21 protein-coding genes, 1 tRNA gene and 2 pseudogenes are annotated in these 23,958 nt (G+C 59.9%); 15 read left to right on the top strand and 9 right to left on the bottom strand.

Going from position 1 to position 23,958, the window contains the following annotated elements; genetic code table 11:
- From FV220_RS03735 to FV220_RS25390, 5 genes are all read left to right on the top strand, one after another.
- The coding region (locus FV220_RS03735; protein WP_147829732.1) for a CsbD family protein at positions 1–164 on the top strand (164 nt) is incomplete at its 5' end.
- Between the two features lie 161 nt (positions 165–325).
- Positions 326–826, top strand: a complete 501-nt coding sequence (locus FV220_RS03740; RefSeq protein ID WP_056143909.1) for a YidB family protein — start codon at positions 326–328, stop codon at positions 824–826.
- 102 nt (positions 827–928) lie between these two features.
- On the top strand, positions 929–2,062 hold the full coding sequence (locus FV220_RS03745) for a chromosome partitioning protein ParA (protein WP_147829734.1): 1,134 nt from the start codon (positions 929–931) through the stop codon (positions 2,060–2,062).
- A 78-nt stretch (positions 2,063–2,140) separates the two neighbouring features.
- The gene (locus FV220_RS03750; protein WP_147829737.1) at positions 2,141–2,416 is read left to right on the top strand and encodes a 3',5'-cyclic-nucleotide phosphodiesterase; all 276 of its coding nucleotides are present in this window, start codon (positions 2,141–2,143) and stop codon (positions 2,414–2,416) included.
- 25 nt (positions 2,417–2,441) lie between these two features.
- Complete coding sequence (locus FV220_RS25390) at positions 2,442–2,588, top strand: hypothetical protein (protein ID WP_156629521.1); 147 nt, start codon at positions 2,442–2,444, stop codon at positions 2,586–2,588.
- Between the two features lie 217 nt (positions 2,589–2,805).
- Here FV220_RS25390 and FV220_RS03755 read toward each other — a convergent pair whose 3' ends face one another.
- From FV220_RS03755 to FV220_RS03765, 3 genes are all read right to left on the bottom strand, one after another.
- The gene (locus tag FV220_RS03755; RefSeq protein ID WP_147829739.1) at positions 2,806–4,200 is read right to left on the bottom strand and encodes an FAD-binding oxidoreductase; all 1,395 of its coding nucleotides are present in this window, start codon (positions 4,198–4,200) and stop codon (positions 2,806–2,808) included.
- Between the two features lie 87 nt (positions 4,201–4,287).
- Positions 4,288–4,770 carry a nucleoside deaminase gene (locus FV220_RS03760; protein WP_018043743.1) on the bottom strand — a complete coding sequence of 161 codons (483 nt, stop codon included), beginning with the start codon at positions 4,768–4,770 and terminating at the stop codon, positions 4,288–4,290.
- 58 nt (positions 4,771–4,828) lie between these two features.
- Positions 4,829–5,722 (bottom strand): antibiotic biosynthesis monooxygenase, encoded by an 894-nt coding sequence (locus FV220_RS03765; RefSeq protein ID WP_238254145.1) that lies wholly within the window; start codon positions 5,720–5,722, stop codon positions 4,829–4,831.
- 502 nt (positions 5,723–6,224) lie between these two features.
- Between FV220_RS03765 and FV220_RS03770 the strand changes: the two genes are divergently transcribed.
- From FV220_RS03770 to FV220_RS03795, 6 genes and pseudogenes are all read left to right on the top strand, one after another.
- Positions 6,225–6,878, top strand: coding sequence for a response regulator transcription factor (locus FV220_RS03770; protein ID WP_147829741.1), 654 nt, complete (start codon positions 6,225–6,227; stop codon positions 6,876–6,878).
- A gap of 13 nt (positions 6,879–6,891) precedes the next feature.
- Positions 6,892–8,190 carry a HAMP domain-containing sensor histidine kinase gene (locus tag FV220_RS03775; protein ID WP_187273320.1) on the top strand — a complete coding sequence of 433 codons (1,299 nt, stop codon included), beginning with the start codon at positions 6,892–6,894 and terminating at the stop codon, positions 8,188–8,190.
- Between the two features lie 266 nt (positions 8,191–8,456).
- Positions 8,457–9,710 (top strand): glutamate carboxypeptidase, encoded by a 1,254-nt coding sequence (locus FV220_RS03780; RefSeq protein WP_147829745.1) that lies wholly within the window; start codon positions 8,457–8,459, stop codon positions 9,708–9,710.
- A gap of 387 nt (positions 9,711–10,097) precedes the next feature.
- Positions 10,098–10,187, top strand: a tRNA-Ser gene (locus FV220_RS03785).
- Positions 10,188–10,471: 284 nt separating this feature from the next.
- On the top strand, positions 10,472–11,437 hold the full coding sequence (locus FV220_RS03790) for an ImmA/IrrE family metallo-endopeptidase (protein ID WP_246689374.1): 966 nt from the start codon (positions 10,472–10,474) through the stop codon (positions 11,435–11,437).
- Between the two features lie 452 nt (positions 11,438–11,889).
- Positions 11,890–12,715, top strand: a pseudogene (locus FV220_RS03795) (IS5 family transposase); the annotation flags it as partial.
- Between the two features lie 21 nt (positions 12,716–12,736).
- Here the strand turns inward: FV220_RS03795 and FV220_RS03800 are convergent.
- Positions 12,737–15,946 (bottom strand): metallophosphoesterase, encoded by a 3,210-nt coding sequence (locus tag FV220_RS03800; protein WP_147829747.1) that lies wholly within the window; start codon positions 15,944–15,946, stop codon positions 12,737–12,739.
- Positions 15,947–16,197: 251 nt separating this feature from the next.
- On the opposite strand from FV220_RS03800, the gene FV220_RS03805 reads away from it, so the two are divergent.
- Positions 16,198–16,743 carry a recombinase family protein gene (locus FV220_RS03805; protein WP_147829749.1) on the top strand — a complete coding sequence of 182 codons (546 nt, stop codon included), beginning with the start codon at positions 16,198–16,200 and terminating at the stop codon, positions 16,741–16,743.
- Between the two features lie 147 nt (positions 16,744–16,890).
- A complete protein-coding gene (locus tag FV220_RS03810; RefSeq protein WP_147829751.1) occupies positions 16,891–17,265 on the top strand; it encodes a VOC family protein in 375 nt (124 codons plus the stop codon).
- A gap of 121 nt (positions 17,266–17,386) precedes the next feature.
- Here the strand turns inward: FV220_RS03810 and FV220_RS03815 are convergent.
- Together FV220_RS03815 and FV220_RS03820 are read right to left on the bottom strand one after the other, a co-directional pair.
- A pseudogene (locus FV220_RS03815) lies at positions 17,387–18,170 on the bottom strand (IS630 family transposase); the annotation flags it as partial.
- A gap of 95 nt (positions 18,171–18,265) precedes the next feature.
- Positions 18,266–19,414, bottom strand: coding sequence for a serine protease (locus FV220_RS03820; RefSeq protein WP_147829753.1), 1,149 nt, complete (start codon positions 19,412–19,414; stop codon positions 18,266–18,268).
- A gap of 480 nt (positions 19,415–19,894) precedes the next feature.
- On the opposite strand from FV220_RS03820, the gene FV220_RS03825 reads away from it, so the two are divergent.
- On the top strand, positions 19,895–20,842 hold the full coding sequence (locus FV220_RS03825; protein ID WP_147829755.1) for a hypothetical protein: 948 nt from the start codon (positions 19,895–19,897) through the stop codon (positions 20,840–20,842).
- A gap of 654 nt (positions 20,843–21,496) precedes the next feature.
- Here FV220_RS03825 and FV220_RS03830 read toward each other — a convergent pair.
- The 3 genes from FV220_RS03830 to FV220_RS03840 all read right to left on the bottom strand — a co-directional run bounded on the left by FV220_RS03830 (position 21,497) and on the right by FV220_RS03840 (position 23,485).
- Positions 21,497–22,276 carry a hypothetical protein gene (locus tag FV220_RS03830; RefSeq protein WP_147829757.1) on the bottom strand — a complete coding sequence of 260 codons (780 nt, stop codon included), beginning with the start codon at positions 22,274–22,276 and terminating at the stop codon, positions 21,497–21,499.
- A gap of 259 nt (positions 22,277–22,535) precedes the next feature.
- Complete coding sequence (locus FV220_RS03835) at positions 22,536–22,967, bottom strand: superinfection immunity protein (RefSeq protein WP_210245932.1); 432 nt, start codon at positions 22,965–22,967, stop codon at positions 22,536–22,538.
- Positions 22,964–23,485: a DUF805 domain-containing protein gene (locus tag FV220_RS03840; protein WP_147829759.1), complete on the bottom strand. Its 522-nt coding sequence runs from the start codon at positions 23,483–23,485 to the stop codon at positions 22,964–22,966. The genes FV220_RS03835 and FV220_RS03840 overlap by 4 nt, the downstream gene beginning before the upstream one ends.
- Positions 23,486–23,656: 171 nt before the next feature.
- Between FV220_RS03840 and FV220_RS03845 the strand changes: the two genes are divergently transcribed.
- The gene (locus FV220_RS03845; protein WP_147829761.1) at positions 23,657–23,947 is read left to right on the top strand and encodes a helix-turn-helix transcriptional regulator; all 291 of its coding nucleotides are present in this window, start codon (positions 23,657–23,659) and stop codon (positions 23,945–23,947) included.
- Positions 23,948–23,958: the final 11 nt, after the last annotated feature.

Genomic DNA, 23,958 nt, shown 5'->3' on the forward strand with positions numbered 1-23,958 from the left:
AAGCCGTCGGCAACCTCAAGGAGGGTGTCGGCAAGGTCACCGGCAACGACAAGCTCGTCGCCGAGGGCAAGGCCCAGGAACTCAAGGGCGAGGCCCAGCGCACCGTCGGCGAGGCCAAGGACGGTGTCGCCTCGGTCGTCGACAAGGTCACCGGCAAGCGGTGATCCGCCACCGCTGACCGTCCCACGCCGACCCGCCGTCCAGGACCGCCATCCGGTCATCGCATGATGGCCGTCGCCCTGGCCCGGGCCCCATGCCGGGTCAGACCTCGCCGTTGCCCACGCGGCGGTCAACTCCTCCACCTTCCCACCCACAAGGACGACCGATGAGCAAGGGTTACCCCTCGATGACCGCGCTGCTGGGCCTGCTGGCCGTGGCCGGCTACCAGAACCGCGACAAGCTCGCCGAGCTTCTGAAGGGCCACGACGCCCCGTCGGCCCCCTCCCTGAGCCCGAACCATGGCACCGTCCCGCCGATCCCGAGCACCGGATCGAACACCGGAGCCACGGGTGGTTTCGGCAACCTCGGCGGCCTTCTGGGCGGCCTCGGCACCGCCGGCGTGGGTGGGCTGATCGCCAGCGGCCTGAGCGAGCTCGTCGACCACTTCACCAAGGGCGGCCATGGCGAGACGGCGAATTCCTGGGTCAACCAGGGCGCCAACCGCGACATTCCAGAGGCGGACCTCGAACGCGCCATCGGCCCGGACACCCTCGACCATCTCACCCAGCAGACCGGCCTGAGCCGCGCCGCGCTCCTGTCCCGCCTCTCCCGCGAGCTGCCCTCGGCCATCGACCGCTACGCTGCCGACAGCCGCAGGCCGGCCTGACGACACGCGGCCGGTGCCACCGGGCGCCGGCCCCACACGATTCCGGGCGAGCCCGCGCCGGGGTTCGATCCACAGCCTTCCCCCGACCCTCGCGAGACCCCCATGGCCATCGACTACCGCTCGGAACTGCGCCGCCCCTTGCCCTTCAGCCTCGCGGTCGTGGCCGCAATCCTGCTGGTCTGGCTCATCGTCGCCTCCATCGCGGGCGCGCGCCAGCGCAGCGCCCGGGACCACCGCATCGAGGACCTGCAGACCCAGCAGACGGCGCTCCGCGCCGACCTCGAGCGGCAGGTCTCGACCGCCGGCACCCTGACCGCCCTCCAGGCCAAGATCGCCACCGCCCAGCAGCAGGACCAACAGGCGAGCCAGGCCGCCGAGCAGGCGAAGTCCCGTGCCGCGACCCTGACACAGGAGCAGCAGGCGGCCGAGACCAAGACGGACGAGGCGAGGAAGGCGGCCGAGGCCGAGACCCGTAGGCTCACCGAGCTGCAGAGCCAGGTCGCGCAGGCCGAGGGGAAACTGGCGCCCCTGCAGGAGGCCATCACCGGTGCGGAGACATCCGCCGTCGACCGTGCCCGGGATCTCGCCGAGGTGGGACGCCGCCTCGAGGACGCCCGGGTGCAGGAGGCCAAGCTTCGTGCCGATCTCGCGACCATGACCCAGGAGGCGACGGCCAAGACCGCCGACCTCGCCAAGGCCGAGGAACGTCAGCAGAACGCCCGCGAGGCCGCCGCCGCCGCCCAGAAGGAATTGGCCGACGCGCGGGCTGCGACCGAGCAGGCCACCCGGCAGCGCACGGACACCGATCAGGCGGTCGCCGCGTTGACCGTCGGCAAGGACAAGCTCACGTCCGAGATCGACCTCGCCAACCGCGACGCCCAACAGGCCCGCGACGCCCTGGCGAACGTCCGCAAGGAACTCGCCGAGGCCCAGGCACAGCGTGACCGCGTCGTCTCCGAGCGTGGTCAGGCCGAGCAGGCCTTGCAGACGCTCTCCGCCGACCGCGATGCCGGCGCCAGCGCCCTCGATGCCCTCCGCAAGCGCCAGACCGACGCGCAGGGAGAGCTGGCCGCGCTCACCGAGACCCTGGCCACCCGCAACAAGGAGGCCGCTTCCCTCGACGAGCGTCTGGCTTCCGCCCGGCAGGATCTGAGTACCGCCCAGGCGAAGCTCGCCGAAATCCGCCAGCAACTCGCCGCCCCGCCTGCCCCCGCGCCGAGCCAGCCGGCTCGCTGAGGCGATTTCGACCCACGCGGGCGGCCGCTCGCTCGCGTGGGTCGCCCATCCGGCCCCACCGCACGCAAAGATCTCGCGATGAAGCTCCGTATCCTCACCCTCACGGCACTCGCTCTCGCGGGAGCCACGCATGTCTCCCGGCCATCCGTGGCGCAGGAGGGGCCCGAGTTGGAGACCCTCCGGGCGAATTGCGGGGGCGATTACCTTCGCCTGTGCGCCGGCATGAAACCGGGTGGTCCCGAGGTAAAAGCCTGCTTCAAGCGCAATCGCCCGAACCTGTCGGAGGGATGTTCACGGGCCATCGCCGCCTACGAACGCTCCCGCGGCGGATCCTCCGGCGAGGCCGACGACTGACTCATGGGATGAGGAAGGCAGGTGGATGCGCTTGGCCGGCGGCCGGTACACCGCGGTCGGCGACGCCAACCAAGACGAGAGCCGCGACCCGGACCCGATCTGTCCCGGCCAGGTTTCCGTGCTGCCGAGCGAAGACGTCGACGATGCCGTGCGGGACGAGAAGCGCGGCTGAGGAGAATGCACCCATGACCACGTTCACCAAGACCGTCACCTATGTCCTGGCCGCCGCGGCCGTCGTCACGCTCGTCATCGTCGTCCTTCAATCGACGAGCATGCTGGCGAGCTCATAGCCGCACTGACGGAACGAGAGTGTCGGTGACCTCGGCGGTCGGCCCTTGTGAAGGTCGGGCCGCGGGGGAGGACGGTTCGGGCGTCTCGAGCGACGTGCTTCATTCGTCGCCGAGTGCGTCGAAATAATCGAAAAACACGCCCTCCGGATCGTGCTTGCGTCTCAGCGCACACAATCGTTCCCATTTCTCGGGCGTGAAGGCCTGTGGGACGTTCGCGGGCTGCTCGACCGTATTCGTCTCGCCGATATAGTAACCCGTATTGTAGGGGCGCAGCGTCGTCGTGATCCGGCGATGCCACTCGGTGTTGGCGGCGTCGTCCTCGGCCTTCCACCACATGGTCCATGGGCCGCCATAGACCTTGGCGGAGACGGAATAGGCCATGTCCTTCTGCGCGGCCGGGACATCCGGGCCGCAGAAGATGGTCAGCAGGAAGACGGAGGTCGCGGACGGCGCATCGGGCAGCAGGGGCAGGATGGCCTGGACCAGCTCTCCCGGACTGTGATCGGAATAGGTCGCTTCCACGCGCGAGCGGGCGCCTTCCGGCCAGAAGGATCCCGACGCGTCGAAGAGCTGCTCAAAGGTGAGCGGCGTCGCGAAGGACGATGAAAGGGGTGTGATCGGAGAACGCTCCAGCACCTGCAATGCGGTCCTCGCGGCGTCCGGCGTGTCTTCGAACGCCGTGGCCGTCACCATGCAGAGCCAGCCGTTCTCGGCGGCGGCCTCTTCTCTCAACTCCGGCGGAGCCTGCACGACGAACAGGCTCAACTCGACCGAGGGGGAAATGCCGGGGGCCAGCTTGCCGAGCCAGGTCCCGATCGCCGGAGCGTCCGCGAGGCGATAGTAAGAGGTGCTGCCATGCATGGCTTTCGGCAGCGGATGAAGCTTGAGATGGTACTTCGTCACGACACCGAAGAATCCGGACCCCGCCCCTCGGGCGGCCCAGAAGAAGTCCGTGTTCTGCGTCGCGCTCGCCGTGATCAGGTCGCCCTGGGCGGTGACGAGTTCGATGGCCTCGACGCTCTCCGCTCCGGAGCCCCAGACGGTGGGGTTCCAGGCCATGCCGCCGCCGAGCAGATAGCCGCTGGCTTTCACCTGAGGGCAATGGCCGGTCGGGAAGGCCAGCCCGAGGGGATTGAGCGCCTTCTGGATGTCACGGTTGCTGACGATCGGCTGAATCACCGCCTTCAGGTTATCGGCATCGATGGAGACGATCTGCGTGAGTTGCGAGAGATCGATCAGGATGCCGCCGCGACGCAGGCTCGGCTGGCACCAGTTGTGGCCGCCTCCGCGCACGACGACCTTCAGCCCGCTCGCGCGGGCGAACCGCACGGCCGCGACGACGTCGTCCTCGTCCAAGGCCTTCACGATCGCCTGGGGGGCGCGATCCGGGATCAGCCTGTTCCAGAGATTCCCGTGAATCGCCTCGAGGAATTGCGGATCACCCGCAGTGAAGACCTCGCCTTTGCAGGCATCCCTCAGACCGTCGATGTTCATGGCGTCACGCAGTAGGACGGAGGGACCGCCCGGACGACAACGATCCGGGCGGGAGATCTTGCTTCAGGTGGAATCCGAGCCGTCGGTTCAGTAAGGAACCCGGTCCGCCTTCTGGGCATACTTCTTCCAGACCTCGACGGCTTCCGTGCGCATGATCTGCGTTGTCGGAATGGAACGCTCGGAGACATCCTTCTTGAGCTCGGCATAGATCATGCTGTCGTCGAAGCCGCCGTATTCCAATGCGTCTTCGACCTGGGCGGCGTAGTACACGCGCTTGATGCCGGCCCAGTAGGCGGCCGCCATACACATCGGGCAGGGCTCGGCGCTGGTGTAGAGCGTCGCGTCGCGGAGCTTGAACGTCCCTTGTGACTTGCAGGCCTTGCGGATGGCCTCGATCTCGCCGTGCCAGGTCGGATCGTTTTCCGCGACGACGCGGTTGGCGCCCTCGGCGATGATCTCGCCGTCCTGAACGATGACGCAGCCGAAGACGCCGCCGGCGCTCTCGACCAGTGAGGTTTTCTCCGACAAGGCGATTGCCCGAGCCATGAAATCAGTGTGGTCGTGAGCCATTTCCAGTCTTTCTCGTTAGGTGTGGTCAGCTGATGCTGTCACGGGTGTCGATGAATTGTTAAAACAGGTGGGAGAACAAGAACATTTCGAGCCCGTAGAGGACGGCCAGAATCGTCACGCCCAGTGATTCCGTACGCCAGCGCTTCTGCGGATCCGGTTTCAGCCACCAGCCCAGGCCGAAGATCGCGACCGCCATCAGGGGCCACGACACCAGCGAGACGCTGATGGCATTGCCGATGAAGGTGGAGGCGGCCAGGGGCAACCCGTTCAGCAGAGGGCTGAGGAAGCGGATTTCCAGCATGACGACGGGAAACAGGACGAGCAGGACGAGGCAGGTCTGCTTCCAGGCCGGAGGCGGAGCGAGACGCTGCTCGTTGGCGAACCACCCGGCGAACGGGTTGCTCATCCGGTGGCTCTGCCAGGTCGAGACCTGAGGCGTCGATTCGGCCAGGATGGCCTTCCTCTCCGCCGATTGCAGCCAGGCATCGAGGAAGGCCGGGCCTTCGAAGCGCACCAGCGTGGTCCAGTAGGGGACGTCCGACGACAGGGGCGCCTGGACGAGGGTGCCCATGTATCCGGGAAAGCGGGCCTGGACCTGCTGGATGCGCTCGGCCCAACGCCGGAACGCCTCCTCCTGCCCCGCCTTCACGATGGTCGTGATGACCTCCGTGACGGTGGTCGTCGAATGGTAATCCGGTGCCGCCTCGTCGGCACGGGACGTCTTGCCGTCGCCCTCCAGGGCCGCGAGGTCGCCGAGGAGGGCGGTGCGCGCCTCGTCCTCGATCCATCGGGTCAACGCTTCGGGCGAGCGGAACCGTTGGATGATCTGCCATTCGGACGAGCCGGAGAAGGCGGGGATGATCTCCAGGCTGACGAAGTCGTGAGAGGCCGAGACGACCCGGGTGAACTCGGCCTGCCACGCGGCGAAGCGCGCCTCCATGCCGGGCGGCACGGTGAGCTTCGTCGCGACGGCTTTCGTCGCCCCGACTTTTATCGAACGCGACGAATCCCGGCGGGAGCCCGGAGCTTCGCCTGCATTCGGGACATCGATCGCACCCGTTTCGAACATCGTCGACGAAGCCCTTCCATTGGCAGCTTCCAGAATACGCCACCCATGAGGCCGCCCTGTAGGTCGATGACCTACAAGACTTCGATCCTCACGCCTCTTTCGAAGGCACATCGTCAGCTACGCCCAGAACTGTAAACGGACTACGCCGCGTCGGTTCTGATTTATTGGCGAGACGAGCATGATCGCCGTGATGGTAAACGGCTGGTCTGCAATCCATGCCGCCTTGTCCGGCTGTCCTCAGCGTCTCGCTCCCTGTTCGAAGGCTCGCTGTTCATGATCGCGAGCGATGGGCATTTGCCGGAGGCTGCTGTAGGTCGATGACCGACAGCAGCGGCACGGATTTTATGGAACACTACCCTGGTTGGCCGGCTCGCTCGGGGTAGACATGTCCTTCTTTCGGCTGCTGATCGTCGACGACCACCCGATCGTGCTGGCGGGCCTGAAGCTGCTGCTGCGTGGCGACGGCCGTTTCGACGTGTGCGGAGAAGCCCGATCGGCGCAGGCGGCCTGCATCGAGGCCGAGCGGCTGCAGCCCGACGTCATCATCACCGACCTGATCATGGGAGACGGCGACGGCCTCGCGCTGATCGAGGATCTGCGCGCCATGCTGCCGGCCGCCAGGATCGTCGTCTATTCCAGCCGCGACGAGACGGTCTGGGGTCCGCATGTGATCTATGCCGGCGCGCATGGCTATGTCGCCAAATCCGAGCCGCTCGAAACCGTCGCCGTGGCCCTCGACCGGGTGATGGCGGGCGCCATCCATGTCAGCGAGCCGGTGCAGCAGCTGTTGATGGGCGATCTCGCGCGGCGACGCGACCGTCGGACGGAGATCGGCGACCTGTCCGGCCGCGAACTGCAGGTGCTCCGGCTGATCGGCAGCGGTGCGACGCTGCAATCGCTGGCCAAGGAATTGGGATTGAGCGTGAAGACGGTCGGCACCTATAGGGAGCGCCTGAAGATCAAGCTCGGGCTGGACAGCGTCAGGATGCTCGAACGCCATGCGGCGGATCACGTCGCGGGGCGTCTCGATCCGTCATGAAGGACAGTCCGTCATGAAGAGCTGGCTGGCCCGCTGGGATGTGACCCCTGCCGAACAGGCCGGCATGACGTTCGGAGAGGTGCTGACCCTCGTCAATATCCGACGGGTCGAGATCGCCTGCATGCTGGGGCTGTTCACCAAGGCGATCGAGTTCGCCACCGGACTCAGGACCGTTCAGATCGTCGTGGAAATCGTGCTGGCGTTCGCCTTCCTCCTCGCCTCGCTGGCGTTGCGGCGCGGCGGCGGACCGTGGCTCCGGCGCGGCTTCGTCGCGGTCTTTCTGGTCCTGACCCTGCTCGACACCCAAGGGGCGATCGCCGCGATGGGCGCCAAGGGACGGCTGACCAGCGGATATCCGATGATGCTCCTGTCCCTGACCCTGCTGTTCGTGCTGCCGCCCCTGGCTTTCGCGCTGGCCCTGATCCCGCTGCTGGTGAGCTATTGCTGGATCGTGCTCGCCACGGCGACCTTTCCCGCCGAGCAGGTCGTCGCCATCGTCAATGCCGCCATCGTCTCGGTGATCGCCGTCGTGGCCGCGGCGCTGATCCATTCCGGACGGCGCAGCGATTACGAGCAGAAGCGGACGATCCGTCTCCAGAACGATCGGCTGACGGAAAGGAACAGCGAACTCGACACCCTGATGGCGATCACCGCGCATGACCTGCGCAGTCCCCTCTACGGCCTGCGCAACCTGTTCGACCTCGCCGTCCGGCGCGCTCCGCGGGAGCCGGAACTGCCGCTCGTGGTGCTGCGAGAGGCGAAGGCGAGCATCGACGCGATGCTGGGTCTCGCCACGCGTCTGCTCGACGCGCACGCCGCCGAGCATCGGCCGCTCGCGCGCCTCGCGAACGAGGATGTGCGCAGGCATGTGCTCGCCGCCGTCGACCGGATCCAGCCCCTCGCCCAATCGGCCGACGTCCGGATCGAGGTGGATCTGCCGGACCGGCCGTTGATCGCCACCCTCGATTCGGGCGCCCTCTCGCAAATCCTCGACAATCTCCTCAGCAACGGCGTTCGGTTCAGCCCGACGGGCGGCATCCTGACGATCGGCGCCGCACGGGATGGCGGGTCCGTGGCGATCGAGGTCCGGGATCGCGGACCGGGCATCGATCCGGCCGGGTACGCTCTCCTGTTCAAGAAATTCCATCAGGCCGCCGGGGCACGCTCCGAAGGGGCGCCGAGCACGGGCATGGGCCTGTTCATCGTCGCGACCCTCGCCGACCGCATGGGGGCCGCGGTGCGCTGTGAGCCCGCGACGGATGGGGGCGCGGTTTTTGTAGTGACGCTGTCCGCGGGCGGGACCGAGACGTAGAGCGCCCGATGCTCCGCAGGTTCGCATTGGCACGCCAATGCTTCACCCCGCTTCGGCCTTTTGAAGCGTCGCAGGTTTTGGGACGCAAAACCGGTGACCACTTTTGCTGAACCTGCGCAGTTCCCCATCGAGGGCGAGCGGATCGATCCTGCCCATCGAATTGATGCGTCGGCGTTTTGCGAGCAATGATACGCCATCCCCGAGGAACGCGGACCCGGCGCGTGCGGCATGACGTGCCGCGTCGGCCGCCGACGAACAGGATCTCCATGCGTACGATCGCCTCCTCGCTCGCCCTCACGCTGCTCGCGGCCCTGGCGCCGCTTCCGGCCCTGTCCGCGCCGGACAAGGCCGTTCTGGAAGCGGCCGAGGCCCAGAATGGCCCGTATCGCGAGACCCTGAAGGGGCTCGTCGACGTCGACACCGGAACCGGCGATGTGCCCGGCCTTTCCAAGGTCGAAGCGGTCCTGACGAAGCGCCTCGAAGCGTCGGGGCTGACCGTGAGCACCCGGACCGCCCCCGCCTTCGGCGGCAACACCCTCATCGGCACGCGATCCGGCACGGGCACGCGCAAGATCCTGCTCCTGGTGCATTACGACACCGTGTTCGGCACGGGCGACGCGGCCAAGCGCCCCTATACCGAGCGCGACGGCCGCGCCTACGGACCGGGCGTTGCCGATGCCAAGGGCGGCGTGGCGATGATCCTGCATGTCCTCAGCGCGTTGGAGACATTGCGGTTCGACGGCTACGGCACCCTCACGGTGGTGTTCAATCCGGACGAGGAGCGCGGCTCGCGCGGGTCACGCGACGAGATCGCCAGGATCGCCCGCGAACAGGATGTGGTCCTGTCCTTCGAGCCTTCCTTCGCCGAGGCCGGCGTCGATGCCGTCACGGTGGCGACCAAGGGCATCAACTACGCGAGCCTGACGGTGAAGGGACGCGCGTCCCATGCCGGGGGCGCGCCGGAAGCCGGGCGCAACGCGGTGGTCGAACTCGCCCACCAGATCCTTCAACTGCAGGACCTCGGTGACCCGAGCAAGGGGACCAGCCTGCATTGGACCATGATCCAGGGGGGCACCAAGCCGAACATCATCCCCGAGACCGCCAAGGCGGAGGGCGACATGCGCTACTTCGTGCCGACCGAATACGACCGCATCCTGACGGAGGCCCGCAGGATCGTCGGTGCGCATCGCGTTCCCGACACGCAGGTGACCTTCGATCTCGCCAGGGGCCGTCCGCCGCTGCCGCGCAATCCGGCATCGACGTCGCTCGGCGACCGCGCGAAGGCGATCTACGCCGAACTGGGGGCGGACCTCGCGCTGGCCGAGATCGGCGGCGGCACCGATGCGGGCTACGCCTTCCAGCCCGACAGCCCGGCAAAACCCGCCATCCTCGAGTCGCTCGGCATCGTCGGCGGCCACTATCACAGCACCGATGAGTTCGCGGTCCTCGCCAGCATCACGCCGCGGCTCTACCTCGCGACCCGCCTCGTGATGGAGGCGGCGCAGGACACGGGCCGTTGATCGGCCCGGCCAGGGCGTCGTCCCGAGCAGGTATCGCCGACATGGTCCCGGTTCTGATATAGACGCCCGTGACACATCGAAGAGCCTGCTTGGCTGCCGACAGAGGGCGCGACGCCCACCTCCGCCGTTCGCCGAGTGTCTCTCACACAACTCCCGCTTCCCCGTCTGCCGTGAGCGAGAACCGACGGTGACCGGGCGTGGTGTGAGGCGCTCATGATCGCTTTCCGTTAACCCCGGACCCGCTGCCTTGTGTGTGGCCGCGAAGGTTGACGCTGCCCTGCGTGCCGCCATAGACAAGGCGGCCGGACGATCGGGTCGCGATCCGGTAGCAAGGGCGAGAAACCCAAGCATCGGCAAAGGCAAATTATTCAGCCTTTGCACCAGCTTGGAAGGGTGGCCGAGTGGTTTAAGGCAGCGGTCTTGAAAACCGCCGTGGGGGCAACTCCACCGTGGGTTCGAATCCCACCCCTTCCGCCAGCGATCTGTCATAAGTCATTGTTTTCAATGAAGAACCCAGCTTAGTATTAGGTTGCCGCCCTCAATTTGCCCCACATTTTGTATCGGCTTGTGTCGGCTAAAGTTGGATCGCGCTGGACTTCGCCTCGCGCGCGCGAGGCCGAGCGCTTGGGGTGCATGAAGCGTTCTGATCAACGCGACTTTTCTCACCAGAGGCGCTGATCCCCGGCCAGGAGGTCTCGTTTGAATGGCGAGCAACCGCTCGAGGCACGCGCCTACATCGGATTGCTGCCTGTACGAACTCCATGCAGTTCGGTTTCGGAATCGCGGGTGCGTGGCAGCCTGATGAATCGGCTCAGGGACGGGAAGGGGCTGCGCGGATGGCGATCAGCAGGATAGACCTTGGGGGCGCGGGCTCGCCGGAGGCGCTCGTCAAACGCATCTTACAGGCCGAACCGAACCTGCCGGTGCCCGTGCCGATCCAGCAGCTATACGCGCGCCTCGGAATCCTGAGGATCGACGACCTCGACGCCGATGGGTTCGAAGGCGGCCTCGCGACCGACGCGAAGCGGTCCGAAGGGATCATCCTCGCCAAGCGCGGAGGCGAACCGCGTCGCCGCTTCATCATCGCGCACGAACTCGGCCACTTCCTGATGGCGCACCATGTCCCGGATCAGCCCGGCCGTTTCCAGTGTAAAAGTTCTGACCTGCTGCGCGTTGCGGCGAAGGAGGATGACCAGCGGCAGCGCAGGGAGGTCGAGGCCAACCGCTTCGCCTCACTCCTGCTGATGCACCCGCACCTTCTGCGAGGGGCCATGGCGGCCTTTCGCGAGCCCGATCTGCAGCACGTTCTTACGCTCGCACGCGACTTCGCGGTTGGTAGGGAGACGGCGGCTCGGGCGTACGTGCAGTACCACCCCGAGCGAATCGCCATCGTCGTGGCGGGCAACGGCCGGGTGCAGCGGTGCTACCGCAGCCTCTCCTTTCCGACCATCATCTGCGGGGTTGGCAGCCTAGTCCCGACACGCTCGCGCTATCACAGCAGTTCGCATCGGCCGAACATCGCGGGCGACATCGCCGCGTGCAGTCCCGATCTTTGGATCGATGTGAAGCGGGACCTCCGCGCGCCGGCTCTTTACGAGCAGGTGTATCTCCAGCAGAACGGCTTCGCGATGATCTTGCTGCGTCTGGAAGCCGTCCCGGAGGAAAGCGCGGAGGAGCGCAAGTTGGAGGAGGGCTGGCGCTACCGCTTCCACTCGGGGCGACGGTAGCTGAGAATTATCCAGGACCGGATTGGGCGGGGCGCTGGTTTCTGGCAATTTCGCGTGGCTTGATCGGCCTCTCGTGGGTGTGCGTCTACCTAAGGCGCCCGGTAACGACCTGAAGCCATCATCATTAGCCCCCGTGCTGTTAGACGTGCCGGAGCGACTTTTGTCCCCAGTCGAGGGGCCGCTACCGGCGGCTCCCGGCTAAAACCCAGCGCCCGTATCGTTTGGCCCGATGCTGTTCGTCGTTCCAGATTTCGTAGCCCCTGAACCGCATTCGGCAACAAGGGCGGCCGATCCCAGAGGTGGAAATTTCAACCCTGGGCACCTGGACCCAACGGCAGTGACGGATGGAAACGGGAAGTTCGAGGAACGCGGTGGTAAGGTTCCGATCACGGGGCGAACCATACGGTGAAGCCACATCGAGCTACCGTGCCTGCCACACCCATGTGCTCGGCATGCAACGCTACGAACTGACCGACGGGCAGTGGGAGCAGATCGCCCCGCTACTGCCTCCGCAAAAGCCACATACGGGCCGGCCTGCCGAGGATCACCGTCAAGTCTTGAGCGGCATGCTCTAGATCCTGCGTACAGGTGCGCCCCGGGTCGATCTTCCGGCGCGCTACGATCCGGTTGGGACCATGTCGAACCGGCTCTACCGCTGGCGGCAAGCTGATGTGTTCGAAGGGGTGCTGTGGTGTCTGCAGGCGAAAGCCGATGTCCGGGGCGACCTTGACTTGGGACCTGCACTTCGCTGACGCCACAGTGGTCCGCGCCCACCAACATGCAGCCGGCGAACGCCGGTCCGGCATTATCGGTGGGTAAGAGCACGGTCTAAGGCGTCGGGGAAGCGCTGGGCCATTGTCAGGGTGGGTTCTCGACCAAGCTTTACCTGCGCCTGGAAAGCGGCGGCAAACCCATTGCGGAGGTTCTGTTGGCGGGCGAGAGCCACAAGCAGTTCGCCCTGGATACGCTGATGGACAAGGGAGCCGTACCGCGGAAAGGGCGAGGCCGCCCGCGTCTGTGTCCCTGCCCGACGGCCGGGCATTGGGGCTACTCAAGCCCGCCCGTCGCCTCTTCAGCGCAGGATCTAGCCGGCCATTCCGGTCCGCAAAAAACAACCACATCAGCCCAACACCGACACCGTCGCTTACCGGTAGCGCAACTAAAATCGAGCGGCTGATCTCACACCTCAAGGAATATCACCGCGTAGCCACCCGCCACGAGAAGCGGGCGGCATATTACCTCTTCGTGGTCACGCTCAGCATGACAATGGTCTGGATCAGGAGACATTGTAGAGACGAATTAGAATCGGCCACGCACCTGAGTGAGAGTTGCTGCTTTCTCAACGGCTTGTCTGCTAGTACGCTTCCGAGAGTTTACATCACCGAACTTACCCATGAGGTGATCAACCACACTTGTAATCTGCGCTCGACGGGTATCAGGCTCGTACCGAGTATACAAATCATGCCAAAGCCTGTCAGTAACAAGGTCAAGCATAAATGAGCTTTCATTCAAATCAATCATTTCTTTCAGTTTTTGCACCCAGCCTTCTTGATTAATATCGTACATCAATAGGGCTATAAACAGCCTAGCTACAGATGAATTGAGCGGGTTATCGACAAAATCTCTATAGGTAACTTTTAACTTCTCGGTTGCTAAATCGTCGGTTATCTTTAGCGTCGAGATTGTTGCAAGCACTTTTTGCATTACGATGAGCATTTTGCCCTTAATCGCATCACGCTCGGTCTGGGATAAAGTAGTTGACGTTAATTCGGTATAATCACCAAAAGTATCATTGAAAAACTTCGAGACTAAATCGGCCATAAGTTGTGAGATAAAAACTTGGAATTGAAGCATTCGTTCCATATAAAAGTGAAGGGCCGCGTCTTTAATATCTCCATCATCGAACTCGGAATTTTTGATGATTGAGCCAAAAAGACTTAATTCGTTCATGAATTCTGAGATCGAACGGACATCCGTTTTCGGTTTTTCTGTTGCAGCGCCCGGTTCAGCCTTTTGTGCGGCGATCTCACGCTTGCTCGGAGACGCGACCTCCGTCTCAATCTCTTTTTCAGCGGCATCAAGCAAGTTATCGACTTGATCCGTAGACATTTTTTTTGTTTTAATCGTCGTAAGTTTTTTATGCGATGACGGATCAAAAACGTTCTGATTGGCAATTGTCGAAAATTCCTCACTAGAAATGGAACTTAATCGACTAGGAATATTGGTTTCGAGTCTGTTTTTGAGCCGAATTAATAGATCGAAATTTTTCCTTCGGAGGCCACTCAAGAGGTACAGTTCTCTTGAGTAATTACCCGCACGATGTTCAACGATTTGATCACACATATTTGTATCGTCACGTAGTTTTACAGCGATAAAATATTCTTGAAAGCATTTATACTTAAATTGTATGTCATTGCCACGTTTATTCAATACGCCACAGGTAATGAGTTGATTTATTACATCGATTGCATTAAAGTCTAAAGCCTTTTTCTTAAAAAAACTCAACACAAATTCGTTCAAGCTGTTCATTGAGGATATGTTGTTAGACTCACGAAGAAAAACCGCAATTTCTTGCAAGGTAATTTCAGCAGAAATCGGATCGAATTCCTTTCTTGAAGCCTTTGTAAAATCAGCTTTATTAAGCAAACTATCAATTACAGCGTTTAATAGGAAGGCTTCATTGATCCGTTCCATCTTCTTTTGTTTTTGGTAGGCCCAAATTAGAAGAGAAATCATGTAACCAGTGCGAGGAAGCTGATTTTCTTTCAACTGCTTTACGATAAAGTCATTCGTTTCTGCGTCATTTGTGCCAGTAATTGAACACCAACGGCGCGTCATCTCGCGGATCGACCGCCGAGGAAGCGACTTGACATAAATTATTCGTAGTAGGTTTGATAGGGATTCGCGAGAGGGGTCACCCAGCAGCTTGGAACTATCGGCTAATAAAATAAAGCGCGTTCCTGGATATGATTCGAGTGATTCGAGCAATTTTTTCTCAGCGTGCTGGTCTCCTAAGATCACATCGTCCACAAGTATGAGCAGATCTCCTTGAGCCAATAAATTTGAACAATTCATTTTAAAATCGCTATTTTTGTAATATGAATTGAATTCTTCATAGATGCCATGCCTGCCCTTGTTGAGGTATTGATAGCCTACAATGACTGGCACGCGGTCTTTATCGGACAATCCCTCCGACACTAGAACAGCTATGTGATTTGCTAGACTAGTTTTCCCACCCTCCCTTTGAGCAACAATCAATAGGTTTTCGGAACTGCGAAGCAAGTCTTCAAGCTCGACCTCTTCTGACTCGGTTTCAACTATTGAACGTGTTGATTCAGTGCTGTCTGCAACTGCAGAATGCCGCCGAGTATTAAGCGGAGGACAAACAAAGGTCGTTCGAGCATCCGCATTTAGAGAAGATAGGGCGCCGCCTATATCCAGATGCGATGACTCCTTGCCCCTTATCAATAAGCCAACTTGACGTAAATATCGCCTGATCTCATCATTGTGTGATGTTTTTTTTCGCGCAAAAAAATCGCAGACCAACTGTCCAGATGCGTTTACGTTGATCGCCGCGTCAAAGGCTCGGCGAGGTGAATCATAAAATGTCCTCATGTGTATGACGGCTTGCGATGAATCTGTGTCAACTTCAATTATTTGGTAGCTATTAGGATATTCTCGGCTGTTATATAAGCTTCCAGCTTGGCTGATAATTGCAGATCCAGATGTTGTATGGCGAAGTTCTGGAAGAGACTTATGAATGTGCCCGTGGGTGATTAAGTCAAATTCCGAATAGAGCCTACCAAGAACCGATGACTGATCAAAGTCAGAAAGCCAATCTGTCGGATGGTGAAAAACAGCGATTTTGATATCGCACCCTTCCAGCGCGCTCAGCCCCTGGTCAATATTTCTTTCTCCAATTATTAAGCTATTTCTATCTGCGTCGTTTGCTGCACCGGTGCAACGCCATGCGGAATTGTATAGAGCGATACCAACTTCTTCTCCTGAAACATCAAAACGGAATGCTTGAACCATTAGATTGGAAAGAACATTAGGGGGCTTGTATACCTTGGTACGCATGAATGAGTTGAAATTTTTGAGGCGTTCAAAAGCTACTTTATTAGGGGTGCTGCCCTTGTTTGTTTCGTCGATGAATTGATTTGTCGAATTGAGATCTTTCAGTGAGCTTTTTAAGCCATTTTCCATAAATTTAACAACTTGATTTCGGTCAATATCATGATTTCCAGCGCATATAAAAAGTCTCTCCTTTGGCACTTTTGCCGCCTTAATCACGGGAGCGAGTGTTAGTTCAAAAGCTTTTTCAAAATGCTTGATATCCGTACCGGACTGAACTAGATCTCCGGAAAATATAGCAATATCAATCGATTTATTTTTACTTTTAAAGTCCTCTATATCACGCAGCATGGCATTTATGACAATAGATATATCATTTTCACTATTTGGGTGCCAGTGAATATCAGAGAAGTGTAGTATGGTTATCTTTGTCATGAATTAATATGCCTTACGATGTGCGTCGCCTGCCGCGCTTCTGGCAAGATCATACAATCTTTGCGCCGCGTGGCCAATGCGAACCATATTGCGATTCGCCTCATTAAAGCGGGGCATTCATAGGTGCTCGTTACATCAGGGTATACCCTGCTGTGACGTAACATAGCCGCCGCCGGTCATCGTAACATCTGGGTTGACACCGGCTATTTGTGACAAGGTAGCCTTGGGCCTAAAGCTTGAGGTTACAAACTATGGCCCGCATCGGTTACGCCCGCGTCAGCACGCTTGATCAGGATCTCGATGGGCAGGTCGCCCGGCTGAGGGCCGAAGGTTGCGCGGTGATCCGCTCGGAGAAGGTTTCAGGCGTTAGCCGTGGCGGTCGTGCTGAGTTGGCGACCGTGCTTGAGTTCCTTCGGCCCGGCGACGAACTCGTGGTCACGCGCCTTGACCGGCTTGGCCGTGATACTCGAGACGTTCTCAACCTCATTCACGAGGCTGAACAGCGCGGTGCGCATGTCACCGTACTCGACCCACACGTCTCAACACGCGGCGAAATGGGGCACGTCGTTTTGACGGTGCTTGGCATGGTCGCCCAGATGGAACGCCGGTTCATCAAAGAGCGCCAGCGCGAGGGCATCGAGCGCGCGAAAGGCAGTGGTGTGTATGCCGGTGGCAAGCGCCGCCTGGACCGTGATCAGATCAAGGCCATGGCGTCTGCAGGCAGCGGGGCCGCAGCAATCGCTGTGGCCTTGGGCTGCTCTCGTATGCAGGTGTATCGGGTACTACGAGAAGCCTGAGCGCCCAGCTGTATCAGGCTATGCCGATTTCCTGGGTCGCTGATAAGCGGTTGAGAGTTGCCCGGTACATGCGGGTATGCCATCGGCAACGGCTCGTCGTCGCGCTCTCCCACGGCTATCCCGTGCTGCCCTCTAAGGAGAGAAGGTATGTTCACCCACGTCATGATCGGCAGCAATGATCTGGATCGGGCTCGGAGCTTCTACGATGCCACATTCGTCGCGTTAGGAGGGAAGCCCGGCGTGATGGACCCCAGAGGCAGGCTGATCTACGACCACGAGGGCGGGCGACTGATGATCACGAAACCCATCGATGGCAAGCTAGCGACCGCAGCCAACGGCGGAACCATCGGTATAGCCGCAGTGAGCCGCGAGCATGTTCTGGCGTGGCATCAGGCCGGCACCGCGCATGGTGGCACCGCCAACGAAAGCCCTCCCACAGAGCGCCCGAACGGGTCCTTTGTCGCATATCTTCGCGATCCGGATGGAAACAAGCTCACCGTACGGACCCAGGCTACGGAGTGACAAAATCGTGGGCGCCACCACCCTGTTCGACCTCGCAACTGAGGGCAAGGGCTTATAGTGAGCGTCTGCTAGAGGGGGGACGCTGTCTCGATGGGATTGAAGTCGCTACGCGGTCCTTCGGTTCGGGACTGTAGGGCGGGAGGTAGAGAACCCGCGCGCCGACTGCCTCGATGGCCTCACGCACCCCGGCGACCTTATGGGCGTTCAGATTGTCAAAAATGAAGGTGTCGCCGGGCCTGAGCACGGGGACCAGGGTGTCGGTGACGTCGGCGCGGAAGCGTACGCCATTCGTCGCTCCATCGAAGACGGTCTTGGCGATCAGTCCCGTAGCGCGCAGGGCGGCGGTGATGGTGGTAGTCTTGATAGTGCCCGTGAGGCACGGCGATCCGGCAGCGCTGGCCACGCGAAGCGCGATCCGTAGCGGCGAGCCATCTTGGTCGTGGCGGCCATCTCGTCGAGGAAGACCAGGCGATCCGGATCGAAATCGGGTTGACGCTCGAACCAGTCCTCTCGTGCAGCCTTCACATCCGCCCGCTCCTGCTCGGCCGCGTGAACAGCCCCTTTTTACGGGTGATCCCATGCCGGGCGAAGAAGCGTGACAGGCTGCTCGTGCTTGCCCGGACGCCGCGTTCCGAGAGAGCATCGCGGAGTTCACGCAGGAAGGATTGCGGATGCTCCTCGTGGATCCGAAGGATCAGGGCCGCCTGCACTTCCAGGCGCTGCGAGTTGCGGTCGCCGCCCATCGGCCTGGGCGCGATCTGCCCGTCCTGCCGGTAACGCTCGCACCATCGGATCGCACTGGCTGCCCCGACCCCGAAGCGTTTGGCCGCGTGACGCCGCGATGCGCCCGCTTCAATCGCGGCAACCACACGCTTGCGCAGATCGGCCGACAGGGCTGAAGGCATGGCAATCCTCCCTCATAAGCCCGTCCAGTGAATCACACACGATCCAAAACACCTACCCCAAACGATTCAAACCGCCAGGGTACGGCTCTAATATGCTATTCACAATTCCCAGCAAAAGCTTTTTCGTCATTTTTGCCAATACGAATTTGTGTTGAATTGATCGTCATCTCGATCCATCCGCGCTTTCTATCATAAAACGGGCCGCTCACTAAGCTGTAGTTCAAAGACAATGCTTTCCCATCCGGATTTATGATTGGTTTTGGGTATGTCAACTCAGGGGGATTAAGGCTGACATGTCCGACCGAGTCAACACTGTCGAATTTATATCCAGCACGAGCGGGGATAGTGTCAGAGTATGAGTTGGTTGTATAGCTAATATCATGCGTATTTTGTACTCTACTTAGAACATCCGTGACATGTATCTTTAATCCGTCATTCTCGGACTTATCTTCTCGCTTTCCAGTAGATATATTGTTTGGTAAAAAATCTTTCAATTCTGAGGCCGCAATTGCGAATTTTATGCCATTGACCGGCCCCTCCTCGGTTGCAGTGATACCCCCATAGACAATGCCCATTACACAACCATTGGCATCAACGACTGGACCTCCGCTATTACCTTTTTCAACTAAAGCATTCGTCGTTATATTTTCACCTACGACACTGCCAATAATTCCATCAATAAGATGTGTATTCGGCAAGCCCAACGGGTAGCCTAAAACATATAAATCCTCTCCTACATTAGGCTTTGCGTTGCGGAGAGGTAATGACGTGGCGCCACTGATAACATTAGAGGGTCGAAGGAGTGCCACATCATGAATAGGATGTTTCTTTATTAGCAACAAGGATATTATTTTTGACTCAGCTGTACTAGGCCCAGCTTGGGCGGTGATAATCAGGTCTTTATATTTGGATCTATCCAAGATAACATGGCCTGCGGTTAAAATATCCCCCTCGGTTCCAATAAAGAAGCCAGTTCCTGTTGAGCCTTCTATAGAACCATCATATTTTATACCATAAACCTTTATAAGCAAAACGCCTGATGCATATTGCGCATAAATTGAAGGTCCATTTTGCGCCACCGCTGCGACGTGGCATAACGACAATATAATCATAATCTGCGCAGCGACGGAAAGCATGCGTAACTTCATAGCAAGCGTTTCTTTCTTTTTCAGAATACAATTTTTGCGGTCATTTAATGTTCCAAGATCGCCCCGATTGTGCCACGATTGTCGATTCAAGTTCACTGTGCTTTTATTGACTTCAGAATATTAAATGACAATCCACAGGACCAAATCATCGCATCTGTGCCATAATTAACACGCAGCCTGGAATATAGAGAATATCCCTGGGCTCTGCAATATCCAATTATTGACATCTGGATGGACATCTCGATATCAAATTTCCAACTAATGGAGCCTGAAATGACGGATCAGCGAAACTTGTTCGGATGCGTATTCATCATTGCTTCTATTTTAAATGTTGCGCCGGCTGTTTCGCAAGGCGCAGAATCATTCTGCGAGCGCTGTGAGAAAGCTGGCGGTCACTGTCATGGTGACAATCCTAAGCAGTGTCTTAATACCTTCCGTAATAGAATTCTCACCGTAACCACGCCTGATGGGCAGGTTAGTGTGAGCTCGACAGCCCCAGTTTCGCCAGAAGAGTTGAAAAAAGTTTTGAGTGATATCGAAAAGACTACTAATACTTTAGTTGGCAGATAACTCTTATTGCATCAGCGTTTGGGGGATAAAACAATGGGGCATAAAATATGCATTACTATTGGATTTTATTCCACTCTTATTGTAGTATTATCTGCATGCGGCACCGTTGTTCCCGCTCTCAACGAAGCCTGGGAGCCCGCCGCTGTGAGTGACCAGCTCGTTTATCGAATTAAAAAAAGCATCTATTGCGAACTGACTACAGCAGTCAGGGAGCTTGATCCGGAACTAACGTTCCGTAGTGGGCGTATTATATACAAGCTTCCCGCGAACTGGGGTGCTCAAATGACTATCAATTTGCAAGTTGATGAAACGGGGTCGGTCAATCCTTCTGTATCGCCAAATGACTACTATAAATACGGAGCAGCTCCGTTCGTCGGCAAAGTTCCCCAGTCATTAACTATTCCATTGGCCGCGCAATTGTCATCGCAGGCTACCAGGATTGATATTTATTACTCGTATTATTCGCTTAATCAATTGAGAAAGCGACCGTCTGAGCTTGATACTAGCTGTAGTGAATACAATGAAACCACTGGTAACTTTGAGGATCTGAACCGTGCTGGGTCGTCGCTTCTGATCTCTGGTAAATTGGGGATAAGAGATTGGCTGAAAGGCGCACTAGATGCACAAAGCAAAATTCCATCAACCGAGTTAGTACCGAAGTCTATCTCGACGAAATTGGATGTTTTATCGTATAGTGTAAAATTCACTACTATAACATCAGGCTCGATTAATCCGTCTGTGAAGCTTGTTAGCTTGTCAACTGGTGGCGCCTTGCCTTTGCTGTCTGCGAATAGAACGCGGGCGCATACTCTAACACTTACGTTGGGTCCGGGGGAGCAAGTTGGTAGCCAGATTAATATAGGTCCGTCCAGATCTGCAGCAAATGTTCACTTCAATCAAGATCTTCAGCAGACAATTACAAACGGGTTTAGATCTGCTTTGACGGCGCCGTAAGCAAAAAGTCGGCTTCAATGCTTCTTAAATTTGTGCCAAACATTTTGCGCTAGGGGTAACAAAGTAACGGTCTTACCCGAAAGAGCAGACGGACCGCTTTCGGTAATTTCAGGTCGATCAGCATCAGTTCGCCAGCTCTGAGACGGCCCTTCCCAGCGCCCACTTTGGGTCGGGTCCATACGGTACCAGTCACCTGATCTTCACCGGAAGGTCCCTCTGCTCAGTCGTGGGCGTGACTTTCGAGCCCTCAGCGGCATTGAACCTACATCGCTGTGGTGCCGATCCCCCTTCAGTGGCCTGAGCAGCCGTCGTGGCTTCGACGGCGAACCACCGATTGGCCGGCACGTTCTCACACGTGCCAACCTGGACCGCGGTAAGGCCGGCCTGCGCAATCGTCGGCGCGTGTACGAGGTTGGCATGCAAAGGTCGCTACCGGCAGGTGTCATTCGGACCCGGCTACGCAAGTTGGGGGCATCGTAGCGGGAGCGACTGACTCGACGGCCCTGGCAGTCTGCGTCGGAAGGAATGCCCCGGCCATAGCGACCGAGAGAAGCGCGATCTTGTCACGAGCCGATATGACAGTGACCCCGTGCATCCTGTGCAGGGTGTGCGTCACGACCACCCCGACGCCGTCTCCGACCAAGGCGATGCGCATCAGAAGTCCTTTTTCACGGTGGGGCTGTCGGGGTAGAGATCGCCGTATCGCTCGCGCAACCAGCCCACGGCTATCGCGCAGAAACGGCGCCCCTGTTCGGTGTAGGTCCGCTCCTTGACGTTGCCACGACCGGTGTAGACCAACTCGGCGATGTTGTCGTTCGCTGCAGCCTCCTCGCGATTGGCAGTCTCCCAGCGTTCGTCGGTGGCGAGGCTGGGCTCCTTCTGCAGGAGCGCCGCTTCGATGCCCTTCACCTGCGCTTTCGCCTCCTCCATCTGCTGGGGCGTGAGATAGACGACAGCGAAGCCGACACGGCTATCGAAGCACTGCCGGGCGGCGAGGTAGTTGCGGTAGGCGTTCAGCATCATCGTCGTGGGCTTGGCGGCTTCTGCAATAGCCGCCTCAATGACGCGTTGCTGCTCGGCCTGATTCTCGCGCATGAGCCGCATGATATCGGCCCCGCTCGGTTCCTGAGACGCAGCCTCAGCACGCTCTTTCATCTCGGCTTCGCGCGCCTTCCGATTGGCCTGATGATACTCGTCGTAGACTTGCCGAACGGCGTCGTTCGAGGCCTGCTGCTCTTCGGCGTTCCGCTTGCGGCTCTCGGCCTGCTCTGCGTCAGGTTCGCCAACACCGCTCCAAGGCGCGGAAAACAGGCATCGACGGTTGCCCGTGGGAGCGTGCGGATCGCTGCCGTGTCGGCTGGCGAGGTCAGTTCCGGCCTCAAGCTGCTGACAAGCTGATCGCGCAAATAGTCGAGCGCGCCCGATGAATTCCATTGTGATTGCTGCCGTTCGAACCGGTCAGCCGTGCGATCCGCGACCCGACCCGCCCGCGCGGTTCGCAGGAACGGCGGGCACGATGCGGCTCCGGGCGATCCATTTTCGGGTGACGGGATTTGCTCTGCCGAAACGGCGGACATCGCGGCGGCCAGCACGACGATGGACGTGAGCGCAGCGGTGGTGTGACGGCGCATGATTCAACTGTCCTACTCATCTCGTATTGGAAAGGGGGCGGCCAACGAGTTTGCCGGGTGGGCTACAGTCCGCGAAGCACCGCGCTTTTCAGGGCGCGGTGTTCGGTGTCGTCGATGTGGCCGGCGGTACGTAGATCTGCGAGACGTTCGAGCTCTCGCACCGCATCGGCGGGTGACAGGGGCGCACTCGCGTGTCCGCCCCCGTCCCCCTGAGGGGCCGCCACGAGGGCGACCCGCCGGGTGTCGTTGACGAACAGATTCAGCCCCGACTCGCCGCCCTGCGAAGCGCCAGTCTGATCAGGCCGATGCACCGCGTGCAGCGCCCAGACCAACGCCACGACCCAGCCCACGAGCGTCCCACCGAACAGGGCATTGACCGCCAGGATGACCCAGCGGTTAGGATGGTGCCGATGGAACGCGATGATCGACGGCAGGCCGTAGACGGCCACGCAAACGGTGATCGCGACCAGCACCCATGCGGTGTCGTCGTTCACGCGCCGCGCGCCTGCGACAGGGCTCGCGCCTTCATCACCTCGAACTCGGCCTCCGACAGGCTGCCGCCGGCGCGAAGCTGCGCCAGCCGCTCGATCTCGGCGATCACGTCACGCTGTGGCTGCGCGAGGGGTTGAGCCGGCACAGGGCCTGAGGGGGCAGCGCCAATTGAGGGGGGCACGGCACCGGCTTCCGGCGGCGGACCGAACCGGTTCGGCCCCGGCGTCCCGGCAAAGCAGGCGAAGACCAGCGCGACGGGGCTGAGTAACAACCACCAGCCCGAATGGTCGGTGTCGTGCATCCGCCGAATGCCGGCGGCCACCTGGGGCACGAGGTGGATCAGGTGAACAAGGCCGATGAACAGGCCGCCATCCTTGTTGCCCGTGGCGAAGGCCGCATCGAGCATCAGGGCGATGACCGCGATGCCGAGGTACACGAGAATGAAGCGCCAGTAGTCGCCGCGCGAGGTGCGGCCGGTGAAGTCGCGAAAGCTCCGCATCGCACTAAGGTACGAGTTCATTTGTCCTGCTTTCTGAAGGGGCTGGTGGATCGGCTGATCCACGCGATGGGTAGCGGACGGCCGGGTTTCGAAGGGCACAGCGTAGCCGGGTCACGCGCAGTGGTTGCGCTTAAATAAGGGACTGTCAGTCCGTCGATTGTCAAGCCGCTGATCTGGCCTTGTCGCGTCATCATGGACGCTCGAGCGATCATCGGCTGGAACCTACGCGAGCTACGCGTCTCGCAGGGCTTGTCACAGGAGCGTCTCGCGCTCGCGGCTGGGATTGACCGCGCCTATATCGGGCGGGTCGAGCGTGGTTCGGAAAACGTGACGATTGCGACCTTGGAGGCCGTGGCGCAGGTGCTGAAGGTGTCGGTTGCTGCCCTGCTGACCGAACCGGACCAGGGGGCACTTCAGCCTGCCCCCCTTCGCGCTGGGCGCCGGCCCAAAGCAGCCGGAACAGTCCCGCCACGAAAAGCCTGAGCGCTGACGAA

The sequence above is a fragment of the Methylobacterium sp. WL19 genome (genome assembly GCF_008040005.1).
Classification (GTDB): domain Bacteria; phylum Pseudomonadota; class Alphaproteobacteria; order Rhizobiales; family Beijerinckiaceae; genus Methylobacterium; species Methylobacterium bullatum.

Excerpts from the sequence above, each read along its gene's own strand:
- FV220_RS03740 (WP_056143909.1), top strand. The coding sequence starts at position 326 with ATGAGCAAGGGTTACCCCTCGATGACCGCGCTGCTGGGCCTGCTGGCC.
- FV220_RS03745 (WP_147829734.1), top strand. The coding sequence starts at position 929 with ATGGCCATCGACTACCGCTCGGAACTGCGCCGCCCCTTGCCCTTCAGC.
- FV220_RS03750 (WP_147829737.1), top strand. The coding sequence starts at position 2,141 with ATGAAGCTCCGTATCCTCACCCTCACGGCACTCGCTCTCGCGGGAGCC.
- FV220_RS25390 (WP_156629521.1), top strand. The coding sequence starts at position 2,442 with ATGCGCTTGGCCGGCGGCCGGTACACCGCGGTCGGCGACGCCAACCAA.
- FV220_RS03755 (WP_147829739.1), bottom strand. The coding sequence starts at position 4,200 with ATGAACATCGACGGTCTGAGGGATGCCTGCAAAGGCGAGGTCTTCACT.
- FV220_RS03760 (WP_018043743.1), bottom strand. The coding sequence starts at position 4,770 with ATGGCTCACGACCACACTGATTTCATGGCTCGGGCAATCGCCTTGTCG.
- FV220_RS03770 (WP_147829741.1), top strand. The coding sequence starts at position 6,225 with ATGTCCTTCTTTCGGCTGCTGATCGTCGACGACCACCCGATCGTGCTG.
- FV220_RS03775 (WP_187273320.1), top strand. The coding sequence starts at position 6,892 with ATGAAGAGCTGGCTGGCCCGCTGGGATGTGACCCCTGCCGAACAGGCC.
- FV220_RS03780 (WP_147829745.1), top strand. The coding sequence starts at position 8,457 with ATGCGTACGATCGCCTCCTCGCTCGCCCTCACGCTGCTCGCGGCCCTG.
- FV220_RS03790 (WP_246689374.1), top strand. The coding sequence starts at position 10,472 with ATGCAGTTCGGTTTCGGAATCGCGGGTGCGTGGCAGCCTGATGAATCG.
- FV220_RS03800 (WP_147829747.1), bottom strand. The coding sequence starts at position 15,946 with ATGACAAAGATAACCATACTACACTTCTCTGATATTCACTGGCACCCA.
- FV220_RS03805 (WP_147829749.1), top strand. The coding sequence starts at position 16,198 with ATGGCCCGCATCGGTTACGCCCGCGTCAGCACGCTTGATCAGGATCTC.
- FV220_RS03810 (WP_147829751.1), top strand. The coding sequence starts at position 16,891 with ATGTTCACCCACGTCATGATCGGCAGCAATGATCTGGATCGGGCTCGG.
- FV220_RS03830 (WP_147829757.1), bottom strand. The coding sequence starts at position 22,276 with ATGGAATTCATCGGGCGCGCTCGACTATTTGCGCGATCAGCTTGTCAG.
- FV220_RS03840 (WP_147829759.1), bottom strand. The coding sequence starts at position 23,485 with ATGAACTCGTACCTTAGTGCGATGCGGAGCTTTCGCGACTTCACCGGC.
- FV220_RS03845 (WP_147829761.1), top strand. The coding sequence starts at position 23,657 with ATGGACGCTCGAGCGATCATCGGCTGGAACCTACGCGAGCTACGCGTC.